The organism is Dehalococcoidia bacterium, from assembly GCA_030018455.1.
In the GTDB taxonomy this organism is placed as follows: domain Bacteria; phylum Chloroflexota; class Dehalococcoidia; order DSTF01; family JALHUB01; genus JASEFU01.
In genome coordinates, this window is the sequence record JASEFU010000001.1 from 34,257 (window position 1) to 52,232 (window position 17,976).

18 protein-coding genes and 1 other RNA gene are annotated in these 17,976 nt (G+C 65.8%); 6 read left to right on the forward strand and 13 right to left on the reverse strand.

Annotation, left to right across the window (positions count from 1 at the left end; all coding sequences use genetic code 11):
* Positions 1-2: 2 nt before the first annotated feature.
* Both hisG and QME71_00175 read right to left on the reverse strand, forming a co-directional pair.
* A complete protein-coding gene (hisG, locus tag QME71_00170) occupies positions 3-1,415 on the reverse strand; it encodes an ATP phosphoribosyltransferase (protein ID MDI6856727.1) in 1,413 nt (470 codons plus the stop codon).
* Complete coding sequence (locus tag QME71_00175) at positions 1,412-2,635, reverse strand: ATP phosphoribosyltransferase regulatory subunit (GenBank protein MDI6856728.1); 1,224 nt, start codon at positions 2,633-2,635, stop codon at positions 1,412-1,414. The genes hisG and QME71_00175 overlap by 4 nt, the downstream gene beginning before the upstream one ends.
* A gap of 215 nt (positions 2,636-2,850) precedes the next feature.
* On the opposite strand from QME71_00175, the gene QME71_00180 reads away from it, so the two are divergent.
* Complete coding sequence (locus QME71_00180) at positions 2,851-4,182, forward strand: nodulation protein NfeD (protein ID MDI6856729.1); 1,332 nt, start codon at positions 2,851-2,853, stop codon at positions 4,180-4,182.
* 23 nt (positions 4,183-4,205) lie between these two features.
* Entirely contained in the window at positions 4,206-5,078 is an 873-nt protein-coding gene (locus QME71_00185) for a slipin family protein (protein MDI6856730.1), read from the forward strand.
* 22 nt (positions 5,079-5,100) lie between these two features.
* Here the strand turns inward: QME71_00185 and QME71_00190 are convergent, their stop codons facing one another.
* The 11 genes from QME71_00190 to QME71_00240 all read right to left on the reverse strand — a co-directional run bounded on the left by QME71_00190 (position 5,101) and on the right by QME71_00240 (position 14,650).
* Complete coding sequence (locus QME71_00190; protein MDI6856731.1) at positions 5,101-5,880, reverse strand: biotin--[acetyl-CoA-carboxylase] ligase; 780 nt, start codon at positions 5,878-5,880, stop codon at positions 5,101-5,103.
* The gene (locus QME71_00195) at positions 5,877-7,421 is read right to left on the reverse strand and encodes a UDP-N-acetylmuramoyl-L-alanyl-D-glutamate--2,6-diaminopimelate ligase (GenBank protein MDI6856732.1); all 1,545 of its coding nucleotides are present in this window, start codon (positions 7,419-7,421) and stop codon (positions 5,877-5,879) included. Before QME71_00195 ends, QME71_00190 begins: the two co-directional genes overlap by 4 nt.
* Positions 7,422-7,529: 108 nt before the next feature.
* The gene (locus QME71_00200; GenBank protein MDI6856733.1) at positions 7,530-9,956 is read right to left on the reverse strand and encodes a DNA translocase FtsK; all 2,427 of its coding nucleotides are present in this window, start codon (positions 9,954-9,956) and stop codon (positions 7,530-7,532) included.
* 29 nt (positions 9,957-9,985) lie between these two features.
* Positions 9,986-10,594 (reverse strand): uracil-DNA glycosylase, encoded by a 609-nt coding sequence (locus QME71_00205; GenBank protein ID MDI6856734.1) that lies wholly within the window; start codon positions 10,592-10,594, stop codon positions 9,986-9,988.
* A gap of 247 nt (positions 10,595-10,841) precedes the next feature.
* Positions 10,842-11,615, reverse strand: coding sequence for a twin-arginine translocase subunit TatC (tatC, locus tag QME71_00210; protein MDI6856735.1), 774 nt, complete (start codon positions 11,613-11,615; stop codon positions 10,842-10,844).
* Positions 11,616-11,660: 45 nt separating this feature from the next.
* On the reverse strand, positions 11,661-12,044 hold the full coding sequence (tatB, locus tag QME71_00215) for a Sec-independent protein translocase protein TatB (GenBank protein MDI6856736.1): 384 nt from the start codon (positions 12,042-12,044) through the stop codon (positions 11,661-11,663).
* A gap of 98 nt (positions 12,045-12,142) precedes the next feature.
* Positions 12,143-12,406 (reverse strand): acyl carrier protein, encoded by a 264-nt coding sequence (gene acpP, locus QME71_00220; GenBank protein MDI6856737.1) that lies wholly within the window; start codon positions 12,404-12,406, stop codon positions 12,143-12,145.
* A 37-nt stretch (positions 12,407-12,443) separates the two neighbouring features.
* A complete protein-coding gene (gene nusB / locus QME71_00225; GenBank protein ID MDI6856738.1) occupies positions 12,444-12,851 on the reverse strand; it encodes a transcription antitermination factor NusB in 408 nt (135 codons plus the stop codon).
* Positions 12,852-12,939: 88 nt separating this feature from the next.
* Positions 12,940-13,848 (reverse strand): ACP S-malonyltransferase, encoded by a 909-nt coding sequence (fabD, locus tag QME71_00230; GenBank protein ID MDI6856739.1) that lies wholly within the window; start codon positions 13,846-13,848, stop codon positions 12,940-12,942.
* A 67-nt stretch (positions 13,849-13,915) separates the two neighbouring features.
* Positions 13,916-14,113, reverse strand: coding sequence for a 50S ribosomal protein L32 (gene rpmF / locus QME71_00235; GenBank protein ID MDI6856740.1), 198 nt, complete (start codon positions 14,111-14,113; stop codon positions 13,916-13,918).
* Positions 14,114-14,116: 3 nt separating this feature from the next.
* Positions 14,117-14,650, reverse strand: coding sequence for a DUF177 domain-containing protein (locus QME71_00240; GenBank protein MDI6856741.1), 534 nt, complete (start codon positions 14,648-14,650; stop codon positions 14,117-14,119).
* Between the two features lie 203 nt (positions 14,651-14,853).
* Here QME71_00240 and QME71_00245 point away from each other — a divergent pair, with 203 nt between their 5' ends.
* The 4 genes from QME71_00245 to rnpB all read left to right on the forward strand — a co-directional run bounded on the left by QME71_00245 (position 14,854) and on the right by rnpB (position 17,869).
* On the forward strand, positions 14,854-15,558 hold the full coding sequence (locus QME71_00245; protein ID MDI6856742.1) for a hypothetical protein: 705 nt from the start codon (positions 14,854-14,856) through the stop codon (positions 15,556-15,558).
* A 2-nt stretch (positions 15,559-15,560) separates the two neighbouring features.
* Positions 15,561-16,976, forward strand: coding sequence for a recombinase family protein (locus QME71_00250; protein ID MDI6856743.1), 1,416 nt, complete (start codon positions 15,561-15,563; stop codon positions 16,974-16,976).
* Positions 16,973-17,440, forward strand: a complete 468-nt coding sequence (locus tag QME71_00255; protein MDI6856744.1) for a ribonuclease HI family protein — start codon at positions 16,973-16,975, stop codon at positions 17,438-17,440. The genes QME71_00250 and QME71_00255 overlap by 4 nt, the downstream gene beginning before the upstream one ends.
* Before the next feature lie 19 nt (positions 17,441-17,459).
* Positions 17,460-17,869, forward strand: an RNA gene (rnpB, locus tag QME71_00260) — RNase P RNA component class A.
* The last annotated feature ends 107 nt before the right edge of the window (positions 17,870-17,976 follow it).

Consider the following 17,976-nt stretch of genomic DNA (forward strand, 5'->3'; position numbering starts at 1 on the left):
CGCTACCCCTTGAGCGCCACGTTGCTCAGGAACATGCCCGTCAGCTCCTTGACGAGGCGTTCTCGTTCGCCCGGCGGCTCTTGCGTAGACGCAATCAGGCAGGTGGTCGATTGGAAGAGCCGCTCGATTACCTTCAGACGGTTGGCGGCGAGCGTAGCGCCGGTCTCCGTCCCTTCGATCAGAAGCTCGGCGTCCTCAGGAACAAACCCTTCCGAGGCGCCACTTATCGGCACCACTTTGTAGCGGCCCAGGTGACGGCCGCGGGCGAAATGGTCGGCGACGTTTACGTACTCGGAGGCGACCCGAATGAAGGCGCGTCCTTCCGCCCGCCACGCTTTCAACGCCTCGTCGAGACCCGCCGCCGGCAGCTCCTCGCTCACCACGGCAGCGATGCTGTAGCTCCCGAGATGCAGGTCCGCCGCTTCCCTGACGGGGCTAAGGGGAAAGCGGTACAGGTGATCGAGCAGCCAGTCGCGGCCGGTGATCGCCAGGTCGAAATTGCCCAGCGCGACCTGCTGCGGCATATCCTGCGGGCGGATCACCTTCACTTCGACCCCGTCCATACTGCAGCCGGGTCGCCGCGCTGCCGTCTCCTCGTCATAGCCCGACAGCTGGATGCCGGCTTCCCTCAGTGCAGCGACAGCGTGGCGTTGCTGGTGGCCGTCCGGCAGCGCCAGGCGCACCGCGTTGTCGCGCCGCTTCCACGGGACATCCTGTCTCCTTCCGGGTGCGCGCGCAAGCGGCGGAGGCGGCGTCAGCGGCGGGCGGCCGTTTGTCACGCCCTTCAGCGATAGCAGGGGCTTAATGAGGCGGCCCAGGTCCTTCGAACGCAGGCTCTGCTCGTTGGCGACAAGCCACACTGAGCTCTCCAGCAGCCGGTGAACGGGGCGCAAGCCGTTTCTCGAAAGGTCGTCCTCGTCCTTTGTCGCCACGAGCGCCAGCTCGGCGTCCTCCGGCGGGTACGCCTCGGCGGCGCCCCACACGGGAAATATGCGATACGAAGGCAGCCGGGCGGCGCGCGCGAAGGCCTCCGCTAGGCCGGGGTACTCGCTTACGAGACGCACGACGGGCGTCTCCCACCAGGGGGCGTTTTCGCCCGACGCAGCGGCCGCGACGTATATCGAGCGCTTCCCGAGCCCAAGGTCGCACAGGGGGACAATCGCCTCGCTCGAGTAACGGCCGAGCAGCTCTTCGACCCACGCCGCATCGCAGATACCGAGGTCGTAGTTGCCGAGGGCGATCTGGATCGGTATGTCCCGCTCGCGGAAGACGCGGACCCGAAGGCCGTTCTCCCGCGAGGCGGCGACGTAGGCACGCGAGCCCCGCGCGTACTCCTCGAGCGGCAGTCCCACCTCCGTGAGCAGCCGTCCGAGGGCCGGTCTGACGTCGCCGGCGGGGAGGGCGAGCCTTATCATCGCCGCTCCTCCTGCCAGCGCAGCGCATCTTCGAGAGCGCCGTACCGCGCCTCGCTGCCGCTCTTCGTGTCCCGCAGCTCGTAGACGAGAGGCCCGGCCGGCTGCGATATTGCCAGCTCCCAGCGCGCGGGTTCCTGCTCGCCGGAGGGCGCCCCTACCACCGCCCGGCGCCCCTCCTGCCGCAGCCGCTCGACGGCGGCGAAGACGGCGGCCAGCACCTCCGGGCCATCGCTGTCCGCCTTCACGACCCATGCCTCGCTTTGCTCAGTCCTTACGGGCCCATCGATTCTGGCGGCGACTGCGTCGAGGCCGAGGGCGAAGCCGGAGGCGGGCACCGATCTGCCGCCGACGAGGGCGATGAGATCGTCGTAGCGGCCGCCGCCGCCGATGCGCTTTCCGTCCACCCTGAACTCGAAGACCGGGCCCGTATAGTACTCGAAGCTCCGTACAAGCGTCGTCTCGATCTCGTACTCACAGCCGGCGCGCTCCAGCACATCGGTTATCTTCGCCAGGTCATCGAGCGGCCTTTCGAGGCCAGGCAACGCGGAGAGGAACGCTGCCCGCAGATTGGCGAGGTAGGGGGCCTTGCCGCCCTCCACGTCAAACAGGAGATGCAGGGGCGCCTTCAGGTCGGGCAGCCTCGCCTCTATCTCTTCCAACACCGTCAAGTCGCCGTCGAGGAGGCGGTCGTAGCAGGCCACCTGCTGTTCCGGTGATAGCGATGCCGCTGCCAGCACTGTCCTGACGAGACCCGCGTGCGAAAGCCCCACCTGCGCCCGCTTCAGCCCCATTTCGGCGAGCGCGGCCCGTCCGAGAAGCACCAACTCGATATCGCCCGCCAGCCCCAGATCGCCGATAAGCTCCACTCCGCACTGCCAGTCCTCGCGGCTCTCGTCCCCTGTGGAGAAGCGGAAGACGCTCTGGCTGTAGAAGAAGCGGGCAACGTCGCCGGGAGAAAGGTTCTCTACGTAGAGGCGGGCCGCCGGGATCGTCGCGTCCGGCCTGAGGACCACGCGCTCACCGCTCCAGCCGTCCCAGTCGAGGAACGAGTAGGTGCGTTCGAGCATCTGCGGCGAGAGGGTGCCGGCGGCGGTGAAGAGGTGCAGGAATTCGATGGTAGGGGTCCGTATCTCCGAGTAGCCCCACGCCCGGCAGACGCGGCCGAAGGCCTCTTCGGCACGGCGGTAGCGCGCCATCTCATCCGGCAGAAGGTCTCGCATACCCCGGCAACGCAATGATTTGTCTCCATCGGACATCAAACGCTCTCTCGCCCGGCTCCGCTCAGGGGAACGCCTCAATCGAAACGCTTTCCTCGGTGAGGGCAGCAACATTCTACAATAGCCCTGTTCCGCTTTCAACCGAAATGCGCCTTCGCGTGGCCGGTTGCTCGTTCGAGAAACGACATTGCGAATCGGGTATAATGACTTGACACAGCATGAAGAAGCGAAGACGCAAGTTTGCACGCTCTGTGCGCCTTCTCGCCGCCGGCGCGCTCATGGCGGTAGCTCTCCTCGGCTTTGCTTGCGCCTCGTCCGTCGATACGCGGGGCGCAGTCAACGTCCTGACAGCGGAAGGGACGGTCAACCCGATCATGGCGCGCTACATCGACCGCGGCATCGACGCCGCCGAGGACGCCGACGCTACCGCCGTTGTCGTCCGGCTCGACACTCCTGGGGGGCTGGACACTTCAATGCGGGACATCGTCAAGCGCTTCAACGAGGCGGAGGTCCCCGTCATCGTCTACGTCTGGCCCTCCGGCGCGCGGGCGGCCTCCGCGGGCACCTTCATTACGATGGCAGCGCACGTTGCAGCGATGGCCCCGAACACCACCATCGGCGCTGCCCATCCTGTCGGCGCGGGCGGCGAGGACATCGAAGGGACGCTTGGCGACAAGGTGACAAACGAGGCGGCGGAGTACATCCGCGGCATCGCGCAACTGCGCGGCCGCAACGCCGACTGGGCGGAGGACGCCGTTCGCCGCAGTATCGCCGCCAACGAGAACGAGGCGCTGGAGGAGAATGTGATCGACATCGTCGCCGACAACCTGGACGATCTCCTCGAGCAAGCAGACGGCCTGACGGTGCGGCCGGCATCGGGAGAGACGACGGTGCGCACGGTCGGCGTTCCCGTCGTCCACAACGACATGACCCTGATCGAGCGCTTCCTTTCCATCATCAGCGACCCGAACATTGCCTTCATACTGCTGAGTCTGGGCATGTTGGGCGTCTTCTTCGAGCTGCTGAACCCCGGCGCCCTCTTTCCGGGCGTCCTGGGCGCCATCGCCCTCCTCCTCGGCTTCTTCTCGCTGGGGACGCTGCCCATCAACTGGGCGGGCGTCTTCCTCATCGTCCTCGCGTTCGTCCTCTTCGTCGCCGAGATCGCCGTCGCGGGCTTCGGGATACTCGGCGTCGGGGGCGTCATCTCGCTGATTCTCGGCGGTCTCCTCCTGACCAGCACGAGTAACCCCGAGTTCCAGGTCTCGCGCTGGCTCATCTTCGGGATGGCCGCGGTGATCGGCGTCTTCTTCCTGACGACGATCGGCGCCCTCGTGCGCGCGCGGCGGCAACCGGTCGCTCTCGGCCCGCAGACGCTTGTCGGCAGGCAGGCGGTGGCGCGCTCGCCCCTTGACCCCAGTGGTATCGTCTTCCTGGAAGGCGAGCGCTGGACGGCCGTAAGCGTAGGCGGGCGGGTCGAAGAGGGAGAGACGGTGGAGGTCGTCGGCATGGAGGGCATCAGGCTGAGAGTGCGCCCCGTCCAAAAGGAGTAGTCCCGATTGAAGAGGAGGGGAAAATGACAACTGTATCCGTTGACACGGCGGCTGTCCAGGAAAGGACGGTGACCAACTGGTGGGCGCGCTGGTTCCTTCTGCCGCTTGCCATCCTGGGTTCGCTGCGCATCGTGCAGGAGTATGAGCGCGGAGTGTTGTTCCGCCTAGGACGCGCCATGGGCGTCTGCCCGCCCGGGCCGTTCCTGATTATTCCCGGCGTCGAGCGCCTGGTGAAGACCGACCTTCGCATCGTGACGATGGACGTGCCCAGCCAGGAGGCGATCACCAAAGACAACGTCACTGTGAAGGTCAACGCGGTGGTCTACTTCCGCATCGTGCGGCCCTGGGACGCCGTCCTCAAGGTGCTCGACCACATACGCGCCACCTTCCAGATAGCGCAGACCACGCTGCGAAGCGTCCTCGGCCAGTCATCGCTGGACGAGCTGCTTTCCGAACGAGAGCAGATCAACCAGCGCCTGCAGCAGATCATCGACGAGCAGACCGAGCCCTGGGGGGTGAAAGTCAGCACTGTCGAGGTGAAGGACGTCGAGCTGCCGCAGGGGATGCAGCGTGCGATGGCCCGTCAGGCGGAAGCAGAGAGGGAGCGGCGGGCGAAGATCATCAACGCGGAAGGCGAGTTCCAGGCGGCGGAACGCCTGGCGCAAGCGGGACGCATAATCGCCGGCACGCCGACGACGCTGCAACTGCGCTTCCTGCAAACGCTCAGCGAGGTGGCTTCGGAGCGGAACAGCACGATCGTCTTCCCGGTGCCGATAGACGTGCTGCGCGCCTTCATGGGGGACCGCGCGCCGGAAATCCAGTCACCGCCCGCAGCGCCGAAGAGCTCGGAAGAGACAGGGCCCGCGGAACTTGAAGGCGGCGGCGAGACGCAGTAACCTCAAGCGTCTCCGGCAGCTTTCACGCCTCGAGTGTGACGTCGCCGGCGGCAAGTGGGATGACGCTGCCGTCCGGGCGGCGTAGCAGCAGGTTGCCGTTGGCGTCCACGTCCTCCGCCATCCCCTCCTCGACGCGATCGCCAATGCGCACCGTAACGCGGCGCCCGAGCGTCTCCAGCCGTTCTTTCCAGGAGCCGGCTGCGCTTTCGCCCCGTCGCGCCGCCACGTACAGGCTCTCAAGCCGCTCCAGGAAGGTGGCTAGCACCGCTTCCCGCGACACTTCGCGGCCCGTTTCCCGCTTCAGGCTGGTAGCCGATGCCGCGATCTCCTCGTAGCGCTCGGGATCGAAGTTGACGTTGATACCGACGCCCAGCAGCGCGTAGTCCAATTCATCGCCGGCAAACCGGAGGTCGATGAGAACGCCTGCGACCTTCCTCCCGCCGATAAGCACGTCGTTGGGCCACTTGATGGCGCTGCGCGTCCCCGCGACCGCGTCCGCCGCCTCGCATATGGCGAGCGCGACGGTCATCGCCAGCGAGCGCGCCGTGGCCGCATCCGGCCGCAGCACGACCGTGACGTACACGTTGCTGCGCGGCGGCGACACCCAGGAGCGTCCTCCGCGGCCCTTGCCATGTGTCTGCTCGTCGGCGACGACGATCATGCCGTCCGGGGCGCCGCCTTCCGCCTCCTCGTGCGCGACATCCATAGTCGACCCGATGCGTTCCTGGTAGACGGCGGTCCGCCCTATGAACTCCGTCGTCAGCTTCGCCTGCAGCGCCGCCAGCGAGAACGCTTCGCTCATCGCGCTCGCCAGCCCATCTCGGCAAGCAGCTCCCGCGCCACGACCCGCTCGTCCCACGGGATATGCTCGTGCCCCACGACGATGGACTGCTCGCTGCCCTTCCCCGCCAGCAGCACGAGGTCGCCCGCTCTTGCCTGCCCGAATGCGTACGCCAGTGCCTCCCGCCGGTCAAGGACGCGCACGAAATCGGCGCCCTCTCGCCGTCCTGTCTCAGTCAGCCCCCGCGCGATATCGTCGGTTATCGCCAGCGGGTCTTCGCTGCGGGGGTCCTCGTTCGTCAGCACAACGAAGTCGGCCAGCTCGCCGGCGGCGCGGCCCATGCCGTCGCGGCGTCCGGGATCGCGCTCGCCTGCGCACCCGAACACCGCGATCAGCCGCCCCTTCGTCTGCGGGCGCAGCACCGTCAGCAACCGCCGCAGGGCGTCGGGCGTCGATGCGATATCGACGACGACCGCGAACGGCTGCCCGCAGTCGACAGCCTCCATGCGGCCGGGGACACCTCGGAATTCAGACAGACCGCCGGCTGCGGCATCGAGTGGGAGGCTGAGGGCGTGAGCGACGGCGATGGCGGCGAGCGCGTTGTAGACGTTGTGCCGCCCCGCGAGCGGAAGGCGAACGGGAACGCGCTGCTGCTCGCAGGTCGCCGTAAAGACAGAGGACAGCCCTTCGGAGCGAACGTCGCTTGCGGTGACGTCCGCCGCGTTTTCCAGGCCGTACGTGAGCGCGCGTGCCCGCGTCCGCGACCGCAGGTACTCCGAAGCAAAGTCGTCCGCATTGAGGACGGCTGTCTTTGGCACGCCCTTGTCGACCGCCTCATCGAGCATAGCGAAGAGGCGCCCCTTTGCCGCGAGGTACTCGTCGACGGAGCGATGGAAGTCGAGGTGGTCGCTACTGAGCATCGTGAAGACGGCGACATCGAACTCGCAGCAGTCGACTCGGTTCAGCGCCAGCCCGTGTGAGGACGCTTCGATCACCGCCGTCCGGCAGCCCGCCGCCGCCATCTGCGACAGCAGCGACTGCACCTCCGGCGACTCTGCGGTTGTCATGTGCGTCGCGTTGAGCCGGGGGGCGCCCGTCGTCTTGAACTCGACGCTGCTCAGATAGCCCGTGGGCATGCCGGCGGCTTCCAGCAGCGATGCGATCAGATGGATAGTGGTCGTCTTGCCGTCGGTGCCGGTCACGCCGACGGTGGTGAGATGGCGCGCGGGGCGCCCGTAGTACTCGGCGGCGACTTCGGCGAGGGCGCGTCGGCTATCGGGGACGGCCACGAAGGCCGCGCGCCCGGCCATCGCGATTCGTTCCCATTTCGGGCGGTGGTCGGCCTGGACGACGATGACGGCCGCCCCGCGGTCGAGGGCGTCCCCAATGAAGTCATGGCCGTCGCGGCTGCGGGGTGGCATTGCCCCCGGCACGGCGACGAAGACGCACCCGGGGACGCCGCTGCGCGAATCGTAGTGGATGCCGCTCACGGTCGGCGTCGGCGCGCCGATGATCTCCGCGGAAGGGAAGAGACGCCGCCAGTCGATAGGATTGCCGTCCATACAGGCAATTTACGGCACGGGGATGGCGCAGTCCAGTCCAAAGAATAGGGCGGGCATCTTGCCCGCCGCGTAATTGCAGTACGGCTTTCTGCCCACTGCCGGGTTGTGCTAACCGTCGGCGTCGTCTTCTGCGCGGGCGAGGACCTTGCGCGAGCTGCCGCCCTCGGCCTCGCCGACGATCCCCTTCTCCTCCAGCATGTCCATCAGCCGCGCCGCCCGCGGATAACCGATGCGCAGCCGGCGTTGCAGCAGGGACGTCGATATCCGCGTGTGCTCCATCGCCAGGTCCTTCGCCCTCTCGTAGAGCGGGTCGTCGGCGCCGAACAGCTCATCGACCTCCGGCCGCGCTTCCTCGATCAGGTGGTCGTACATCTGGCGCTGGAGCTCCCGAAAGCGCTCTTGCGTCCAGAACTTCACCAGCCGCTCGATCTCCTGGTCGGAGACGTAGACGCCCTGCAACCGCTTGGGCTTGGCGGCGTCCGTGGGCTGATAGAGCATGTCACCGCGGCCAAGCAGCTTCTCGGCGCCGGCGCCGTCGAGGATTGTGCGCGAGTCCACCTGCGATGACACGGCGAAGGCGATGCGCGTGGGAAAGTTGGCCTTGATAAGGCCGGTCACGACGTCCACCGACGGCCGCTGCGTGGCGACGATGAGGTGGATGCCCGTCGCGCGGGCAAGCTGCGCCAGCCGACAGATCTGACGCTCCACTTCGTAAGGGGCGGCCATCATGAGGTCGGCCAGCTCGTCGATAATCACCACCCAGTACGGCAGCCTTCCCGGGCAGCGCGGGTGACGGTTGTACGCTTCGATGTTGCGCACCGCCAGGGACGCGAAGCGGCGGTAGCGGCTCTCCATCTCGTGGATTACCGCCTGCAACGTCCCCACCACCTTGTCGAGATCGACGACGATGGACGAGAAGGCGAGATGCGGTATGTGCGCGAAAGCCGCCAGCTCTACCCGCTTGGGGTCGATCATCACCAGCCGCACCTCATCAGGCGTGGAATGCATCAGCAGGCAGGTGATGAGGGAGTTGATGCAGACGCTCTTGCCGCTGCCCGTCGCTCCCGCGATGAGAAGGTGCGGCATCTTGCTGAGGTCGGCGACGACAGGCTCACCCGAGACGCTCTTCCCCAACGCTATGGCCAGCTTCGAGCGCCCCGCCAGCCGCTGGAACGCCGTGCTTTCGATCACGCTCCGCAGGCTGACCAACGACGTCGTGATGTTCGGTACCTCGATGCCGACCACAGGCTGCCCCGGCACCGGCGCCTCAATGCGGATCGACGGGCTGGCCAGCGCGAGCGCCAGGTCGTTGGCGAGGGAAGTAATCTGACTCACCCGCACCCGCGTCCGCGATACCTCCTCCGTCTTCATCTTCGGCTGACCGTTCCGGTCGAAGACGGGGCGGCCCTGAGCGTCGCGCTCCTGCACCGTCCGCGTCTTGACCTCCCATCCGGGCTCGACGCCGAACTGAGTGACGGCAGGCCCCTCGTTTATCTGGACGACTTCCGCATCGACGCCAAAGCTGGCCAACGTCTCGACGATGAGGCGCGCGCGGGCGGCGTTGTCCGGCTTTTCCCCCGTGTCCGGCCCAGCCACAGCGAGGACGTCGATGGGCGGGAGTTGCCAGCCTTCACCTCCTGGCCCCCACGCCGGCTGCGCTTTCTCTTCGACCGCCGGCTCCACGTCGAGCGGCAGCGACGGTTGCCAGGGCTGCTGGGCCGCCGCTTCCTCCTGGGCCGGCGTGCCTTCTCCGGCCGCGGGCGCTGGGGCAGCGGCTTCCTCCAGGGGCGGCGCCGCCGTCCGCGCCCACATCAACGTCTCCATCGAAAGGGGCGCCGGCGGCTCCGGCTCCGGCTTCGTGGGGAACAGCATGTCGACGATTGCCCGCGAAGCCCCCCACATCCGCTGCGGGATACGCCATCGCCAGACGATGACCGCCAGACGAGGGCTGTTCCGCAGGCCGCGCGCCACCGTGTGCGGCATGACCGTCGATACGGCTGCGAACCCCAGCCCCAGCCACACCAGGATGCCGAGCCAGTCGCCGGCGAGGATGTGCCCCAGATCGCCGCCGGCCGTCTTTTCCGAAAGCGATGTGCCGCCCAGCTGCCAGTCGGGACGCCAGAAGCCGAGCAGCCCAATGGCGAACGCGGCGATGAGAGCGGCGGCCAGCCACACGCGCCAATAGTACCGGAACGATGTGAAGAGGGCCCCGCGAATGATAAGCCAGCCGAGCAGCGCCAGAAGCGCTATCAGAAGAAAGACGTGCAGCCCCAGCGCCTCGACCACACCGTCGCGGAGTTCGGAAAGGCTGGTGGTGATTGGGACCAGCCAGGGGATGGCGACGATGGCGGTAACGAGAAAGGCGACCCCCAGGGTCTCGCGCCGGAAGACGATGCTCGCGACCGTTCTCGGGAAGGATGAGCGCTGGCGGCGGCGCCCCACGGGACGCAACCGCGCGCCTCCTCCCCTGGGCAGGGCCGCTCCCGTCCTGGCCCGTGCGCCTCCCGTCTGCGGTTTCGTGCTCGCCTTCGCCATCGCCTCGTCCTCACCTCATCCGCTCGCCGCTAAAACAGCGACATCTGCTTGCTCTCGACCGCCTCCGCCGGCGCTTCCTCCTGCGTCGCCGCCTTCAGGAAGCCCGGCAGCCTCCGAAAGTCCTCCTCAATCGTCCTGCGCAGACTGCCCTGGTGCAGCGCTGCCGCGGGATGGTACATGGGAACGACGACAAGCTCGCCTACCCGGCGCGCCTGGCCGTGAATGCGGCTTATCGACTGTCCGGGGAAGAACCGCGCCAGAGAGTAGCGCCCCAGGGTGACGACCATGCGAGGACCTATCAGTTCAAGCTGTGAGGTCAACCACTTATCGCAGGCCCTGATCTGATGGGGAAGCGGGTCCTGGTTTTGGGGCGGCCGGCACTTAACAACGTTGCAGATGTAGACATCCTGGCGCCGCAGGCCGATAGAGCCGAGGAGCTGGTCGAGAAACTGGCCGGCAGGCCCGACGAAAGGGCGCCCCTGCTGGTCCTCATAGTACCCGGGCGCCTCGCCGATGAATACGATCTCCGCGTCCGGGCGTCCCTCTCCCGGCACCGTTCGCGTTCGCGTCTCCGCCAGGTCGCATTCCCGGCAGCCTGCGATCTGCGCGTACAGCTCTCTCAGGTTGTCTCCGGCCAATCCCTGCCTCCGCTGTTCGCTCCCTGTTACAGCGGTCTATAAGACAATAGCGAAGGGAAGTCTACGGCCCGGGAGGGACTCAAGATCAGAGCAACGGTCATCCCTGCCGCCGGGCCTGAGGTCGCCTGTGCGCTCCGTCCGTCGCTTTCCAAGCTCGTTTCGCGACCTCAGACTGCCACCTCGCCACCTTGCGGCGAATGATAGCACAGGCCGAAACGGGATGTCAATGAGAAAGCGATAAGACTTATTAGCTGTTGTTTCGCCCTCTCTCCACCACCTTGGCGAGGATGATGCCGGTGAAGTAGAGGACAATGATGGGGCCGGCGACGAGCGACTGCGTGACGGGATCGATGGACGGGGTGACGACGGCAGCGGCGACAAAGGCGAGGACGATGGCGTACCGCCACCAGGAGATAAGCTTGCGCGACGACACGACGTGCAACTTCGCCAGCGCCATGATCACGAGGGGCATCTCGAAGACGATGCCGGTGACGAGCATCAGCCGCGTGATGAAGTCGATGTAGCTTGTGACGTTGATGAACGGCTCGATTCCGCCGCCGGAGTTCAGCAGGAAGCGGAGGGCAGGCGGCAGCTCGATGTAGTAGGCGAAAGCCCCGCCGGCGACGAACGCCAGAGAAGCTCCGATGACCAGTGGGTACACCCAACGCCTCTCCTGTCGGGTGAGCCCCGGCCCGACGAAAGCCAGCACCTCGTAAACGATCACCGGCATAGCAATCGTGACACCGGAAAGGAGGGCAACCCGGAAATACGCTCCCCAGTAGCCCAGCGGGTCGGTGAAGATGATTCTGACGTCCTCCACCGAGTTGCGCGCCGGCGCTGTGAGCCATCCGAGCAGCCAGTTCGTGAGGACAAGGGAACCGACTGTGGCAAGTATCAGAGCGCCGGCGGCAATCATGAGCCGCTGCCGAAGCTCCTGCAAATGTTCGAGGATGGTGAGTTCTTTGCCCTCGCTCTCCGCTTTAGGAGGGGCAGCCACTGCTGGATTGCTGTCTGCGCTCATCGGTTGAGGGGTCGTTTCTTAACGGAGATTCTGGGCAGCGCGTGGTCAAGGCTCTTCACTCTTGAGCTCACTCGCTGATGTATTGAGAGGGGCGCCGTCTTTCTCGCCGCGGGCATCTGCAACCGACTGCCGCAGCGTTCGCTCCGCCTCTTCGGTGGCCGCGGTCAGCTCGCCGCCGACCGACTGCGTCTCTCGCCGGATCTCCTCCCTCGCCTCTTTGAGCTCGCCTTTCAGCTCTTCGTACTCCCGCTCCAGCTCTTTGACCGCGTCGTTGAGTTCGCGCGTCACGCCGGTGCTGTACTGGCGAATCTGGCGGATGGTACGGGCGACCTGGGCCGCTGTTTCAGGCAATCGCCGGGGGCCTACGACTATCAGGGTGAGGACGAGTATGACGATCAGCTCAGGCAGGCCAATCCCCAGGAAATCCATCGAGCATATTCACTCTGAAAACAGACTTTCTCTACCAATTATGCTCTTTTGGAGGGGCTTATGCCAACCCGTGCGGATACAGGGGCGAGTCCAAGAGTCTAGGGTTGATCCTCTATTCCCAGGTCCTTCAGGTAATCGATCGCGTCCTGGACGGTGACGATCTTCTCGGCGTCCTCGTCGGATATCTCCAAAGGCTTGCCGTCTTTGCTGAACTCCTCCTCCATCGACATGATGAGCTCGACGAGGTCGAGGGAGTCGGCGTTCAGATCGTCGACAAAGGAAGCGCTGGGTACTACCTGTTCCTCATCAACTCCCAATTGCTCAACAATGATCTTTCGTACCCGTTCGAAGACTGTCGCCAAACTGACACCCCCTTCTTCTGGCACTGGCGCAGCGCCCTCAGCCTTTCATTAAGCTGACAGAACCAAGGACGCCATTAACGAATTTCGCGGAGTTGTCGCTGCCGAAGGTCTTGGCAAGTTCAACTGCCTCGTTTATGGCAGCTCTCAACGGCGTTCTATTATTCAGCAAAATCTCCAGGATTGCAAGCCGCAGGATGTTGCGATCGACGGCCGCCATTTGTTCCAGCGGCCACGCCGGCGCCACCTTCGCTATCACGGAATCAATGTACTCACGGTGCTCCGTTGCGCCGCCGACAAGCTCACGCGCGAATTCAGCAATCTCCTCCGGCGCGAGCGCGTCCTGCAGCAGACGCTCCAGGATGCCCATCGCTTCGTGGCCCGTTGTGTCGGCCTCGTATAGCGTTTGAAGGGCAATGATCCGCGCCCGCCGTCGCCTGCTCGGCATCGTCTTACCGTCTACCGCGCGACTATCGTCTGACTATGATGACGACAAGGTGAGTGCCCGTCAAGACGCGCCGGGACGGATTCTGAAGTCATCCTTCGACCGGAACGACAGGGCGGCTGACATTCAGCGTCCGGACAGAGGGAGCGGTCCGGCGGACCAGGCCCGTCAGCACTTCCCCCGGCCCGATCTCAATGAACAACGACACACCGTTGTCCGCCATAAGCTCCACCGATCTCTGCCAGAGAACAGGGTGCGTGAGCTGGTACAGCAGCTCGCTTCGAAGCTCCTCGCCGCTGGTGATCACCCCCGCCGTCCCGTTGGCCACCAGCGGGATAGCGGGATCGCGGATTTCCACCGCGGCCAACGCCGCCCTCATCCCCTCGACAGCGGGGGACATGAGGCTGGTGTGGAACGCGCCGCTCACGTTCAGGGGCACTGCCCGCTTGGCGCCGTAGGAGCGGCACGTCTCGACCGCCTCCGCCACGCACTCGAGCCGCCCGCCGATGACGATCTGGCCGGGCGCATTCAGATTGCAGAGCTCGGCGCCGACACAACGGCAAAGCTCCGTCGCCTGCTCCTGAGTCAGCCCCAGCACGGCAGCCAGCGTCCCGGGGTTCTCCTCGCCGGCCTGCTGCATCAGGCGGCCGCGCTCCTGCACGAGGCGCAGCCCGTCGGCGAAGGACAAGGCGCCGCTCGCGACCGCGGCCGTGTACTCGCCGAGGCTGTGCCCCGCGACGAACGCCGGCGGCGAGGGAAGATATCCCGACTCTTTCGCGAAGGCGAGACAGGCCAGACTCACGACCATGATCGCAGGCTGCGCGTTCTCCGTCCGGCGCAGGACGTCCTCCGGACCCTCGAAGCAAATTTCGCTCAGCGGCCGTCCGAGGATGCGATCGGCGTCTTCAAAGACGCGGCGGGCGGCGGGTGACGATTCGAAGAGATCGCGTCCCATCCCGACTTGCTGCGATCCCTGCCCGGGAAAGAGCCAGGCCGCCATCTCGCCCTGAATGGGAGACGCCGGCCCGGATGATATCGCGTCGTTTGCCGGATCAGCGGGCACAGGATTACGGGCCAAGGGCGGGGCTCTCGATCTTGATAGCCTCGCGCCCGCGGTAATTGCCGCACACGGGGCACGGATGATGCGGAAGCCGCGGACTGTGGCACTGCGGACACTCGACCAGTTGGCGGACGCTCAGCTTGATGTGGCTGCGGCGTTTCCCCTGGCGCGATTTCGGGTACTTTCTCTTCGGTACGGGAGGCAAGCCTTATTCACCCCCTCTCCCCTCGCCCGTCTTCAGCCGGCTGAGGACGCTAAGACGCGTATCGGTTGTTTCCTTCGGGCAGTCGCAAGGACCCAGGTTCAGGTTCTTGCCACACGTCGGGCAGAGTCCTTTGCAGTCGGGGCGGCACAGGTTTTGCAGCGGCTGCGCCGCGAAATGGTACTGCCGTATCGCCTCGCCGAGCTCCAGCGTCTGGCGCTCGTCGATGAGGAACGCTTCGTCATCGTCCGGCGGCTCGATCGGCATGCCTGTGCCGGCGTCGACTGTTGCGTAGTACTCTTCTTCGAAGTCAAGCTCTACCGGCACGTCCAGGGGCTCCAGACAGCGGCTGCAGCGATCAGCCGTTATCGACCGCAGGCGCGCCCTCACCAGTATCCCTCGGCCCGCCTTGGAGAGCGACACCCGGCCCGAGATCTCGTCGTACGGTTCCTCTTCGTCGCCGGGCTCACTCAGCTGGTACGTCTTCGTCGCGCCGGCTGGCCCGCGCAGCAAAGGCGCAACGTCAAAATCGATTCTCATGGCAAGTCTATTCCCAAAGCCATCATAACAATCGGTCTGACCCCCGTCAAACCAGCGCCGCCCACGCTCCGCCCGCCTTGCCGCTCTCCCGCCGCAGGCATATAATCCTGGCGTCGGTGGCGACAACTCCTCCGAACCATTCCGCCTTGAACGCCGCAGCGAGCATTAACCGGAACGGCTCCATGCACTAAAATGAATCTGATATGAGCAGGGTATCGGAGTTGTACCAGCTTCAGGAGACCGACCTGGAGATCGACGCGAAGCGCGCCGCCCTGGCCGAGACCGAAGAACAGATCGGCGAGACCGAGGAGATGCTTTCGGCGAGAGAAGCGGTCGACCGGTTGCAGGAGACAGTGGCGGAGTTGCGGAAGCGCCTGCGCGCCGCCGAGTACCAGGTCGACGACGTGGACGGCAAGATCCAGCCGCTGAATAAGAAGCTCTACGGCGGCACTATCCGGAATCCCAAAGAGCTTTCCAGCATCGAGGACGACGTGAAGGCGCTGCTTTCGCATAAGCGCAAGCTGGAAGACCAGGTGCTGGAGGTAATGGCGGAACTGGAAGAGGCGGAAGCCACCCTGGCGGCGGCCCGCAAGAACGCCGCCTCAATTCAAGCAGCGTGGGAGGCCGAGCAAGAGCGCCTGAAACGGCAAAAGGCGACCCTCGAGGAAGAGATCGCGCGGCTGGACGAACAGCGGCGGGCGCAGAGCGAGCGGTTCGACGCCGCCACCCTCGCCGTTTACGATTCGCTGCGCGTTAAACACCAGGGACGCGCCGTCGCCAAAGTCGAGCGCGGCATGTGCCAGGGGTGCCGCATATCGTTGCCCATGACGCTGCTTCAGAAGGCCCGCAGCAGCGGCGACGGCCTCGTCCACTGCAGTAGCTGCGAGCGCATTCTCTACGTGAGCTGACGGTGAAAGCGGTAGGATACTTCCGAGAGCTACCCGGCAAGCAGGCCCTCACCCTGGCCGACCAGAGCAAGGCGTTCCTCGAGCTGTGCAAGGAACAAGGGTACGAGGTCGTCGCGTCGTTCGTCGACGGCCTGAGCGCGGAGGAAGACGGCCGGCCAGGGTTCCGCCAGCTCATCGAGTTCCTGCGGCGCCCCGAGAAGGGCTTTATCGCCGTCATAACCCCTTCCATGGCGACTCTGGGGCATGACCTGCGGGAGGCGGCGCGAAGCTGCTTCGAGCTGGAAAGCCTGGGCGCGCAGGTCCTATTGATCGACGGCTTCGAGGAGGCAAGCAACCGCCTGCTCGCCGACTGGGCCAAGAGCGCCGAAGGCCGGCTTGCCGACCGCGTGCGCTCCGCCATGCGCCGCAAGGCGGTGAAGGGAGAGGTGCTGGGCCGCCCGCCTTACGGATATCGCGTCGGAAACCGGCGGCGGCTGGAGCTCGTCCCCGAGGAAGCCGTGGTCGTGCGCTACATCTTCCGTCTCTACCTCCAGGAAGGGCTCGGCATACGACGTATCGCCCGCTGCCTGAACGAGGAGGGGATAAAGACGCGGCGCGGCGGAAACTGGAGCATGGTCAGTATCCGCGACATCCTGCGCAACCGCGCTTACCTCGGGACCTACAGCCGCTTTGGCGTGCGCGTGCCGGGGAGCCATCCCGCCCTCATCTCGCCGGAGGACTTTCGTCGCGCGCAGGACTGCCTCATCGCCCGCCGCAGCAGCTACTCGCCGCGCCAGGTGACGCCCTTTCTGCTGTCGGGAATCGCGTTTTGTGGCTACTGCGGCAACAAGATGATAGGCGTCTCCCGCAGGCAGACTTGGAAGCGCCAGAAAGACGGCACGAAAGCGGAGGCCTCCTATCGCTACTACCAGTGCGAGTCCCGCACCAACCACAGCCTTTGCGATTATCACACGCGGCGGGCCGACGATCTCGAGGAGGAGGTCCGGCAGAAGCTGGCCGGCCTCGATGCCGAGTCCGTGCGCGCGTTCCCGAAGACGGGCGACGAAGCGGGCGTCCTGGCAGAGGCCCAGGAGCAGTGCCGGCAGCTCCGGCGCCGGCTGGCGCAGCTCGACAAGCGCCTTGAGCAGTGCGTCGACGCCGGGGCCCGCGGACGCCTCAGCCGCGACAAGATGCGCGCGCTCAGCCTCGACCTGGCAGCGCAGCGACTGGAGACGGAGGAGCGTCTCCAGCAGGCGGAGCGGCGCGCGCAGGAGCAGGCGTCGCTGGCGGCCCACGAGCGCGCGCAGGCGCAGGCGCTCGACCGGCTCATCGCCACATGGGACTCCCTCGACTTCAACAGCCGCCGGTCGCTGCTTCGGGAGGTGGTCGACCGCCTAATCGTGCGTGACGACGAGGTCAGGGTGCTATTGAGGCCGTGACCGGCAAATCTGCTTCCGGGACCTACGCCGTCTACGCCGATGGCGCTTCGCGGGGCAACCCCGGCCCGGCTGCTATCGGCGTCGTGGTATACGACCCGGCAGGGAACGAGGTCTACGCGACGTCGAAGGCGCTGGGACGGACCACCAACAATCAGGCCGAGTACAAGGCAGCGATCGCCGGCCTGGAGGCGGCGCTCGGTCTGGGCGCGCGGCAGGTCGAGCTGCGGATGGACTCGGAGCTCGTGACGCGGCAGCTCAGCGGCCGCTACCGCGTGCGCAATCCGCGCCTCATCCCCCTCCACAAGAGGCTGCTCGACCTCCGCACTCGCTTCGATAAAGTGAGCATCCGGCACGTTCCACGCGGCGAAAACGTCCTCGCCGATAAGCTGGCGAACCAGGCGCTCGACAACGTGTCGCGTCAGGAGCCGTGGCCGCGGCAGCAGCGGTTTGACTTCCCTCGTTGATGAAGATATACTGACACTGTCAGCAGACCGGGTGGCCGCTCTTCCGAGCGGTTCGCTTTTGCGGGCCGAACGGAGGGGAGGAAAGTCCGAGCTCCAGCGGACGAGGGTGCTGGGTAACCCCCAGGAGGGGCGACCCTACGGATAGCGCCACAGAAACTACACCGTCCTTCCGGGAGCTGTCCGGGAAGGACAAGGGTGAAAAGGTGAGGTAAGAGCTCACCAGCGGTCGGGTGACCGGCCGGCTGGGCAAGCCCCACCCGGAGCAAGACCGAATAGGAGGGCTAAGGGACGTCCGCCCTGCCGTGGCTTTCGGGCTGCGGGTGTCCTCGGGTTGGTCGCTAGAGGTGGCGGGTAACCGTCATCCCAGATAGATGGCCACCGTCCTTCGCAGGAAGGAAACAGAACTCGGCTTACAGGTCTACTGACGCACGTGGCCCGCATCGCAAAGATGCGGGCCGACCTTTTCTCTATTCAGGACATCGGACAGACGCCGTTGACGCTGCGGCAGCAACCCACTACGCTTATTCCCAAATTGC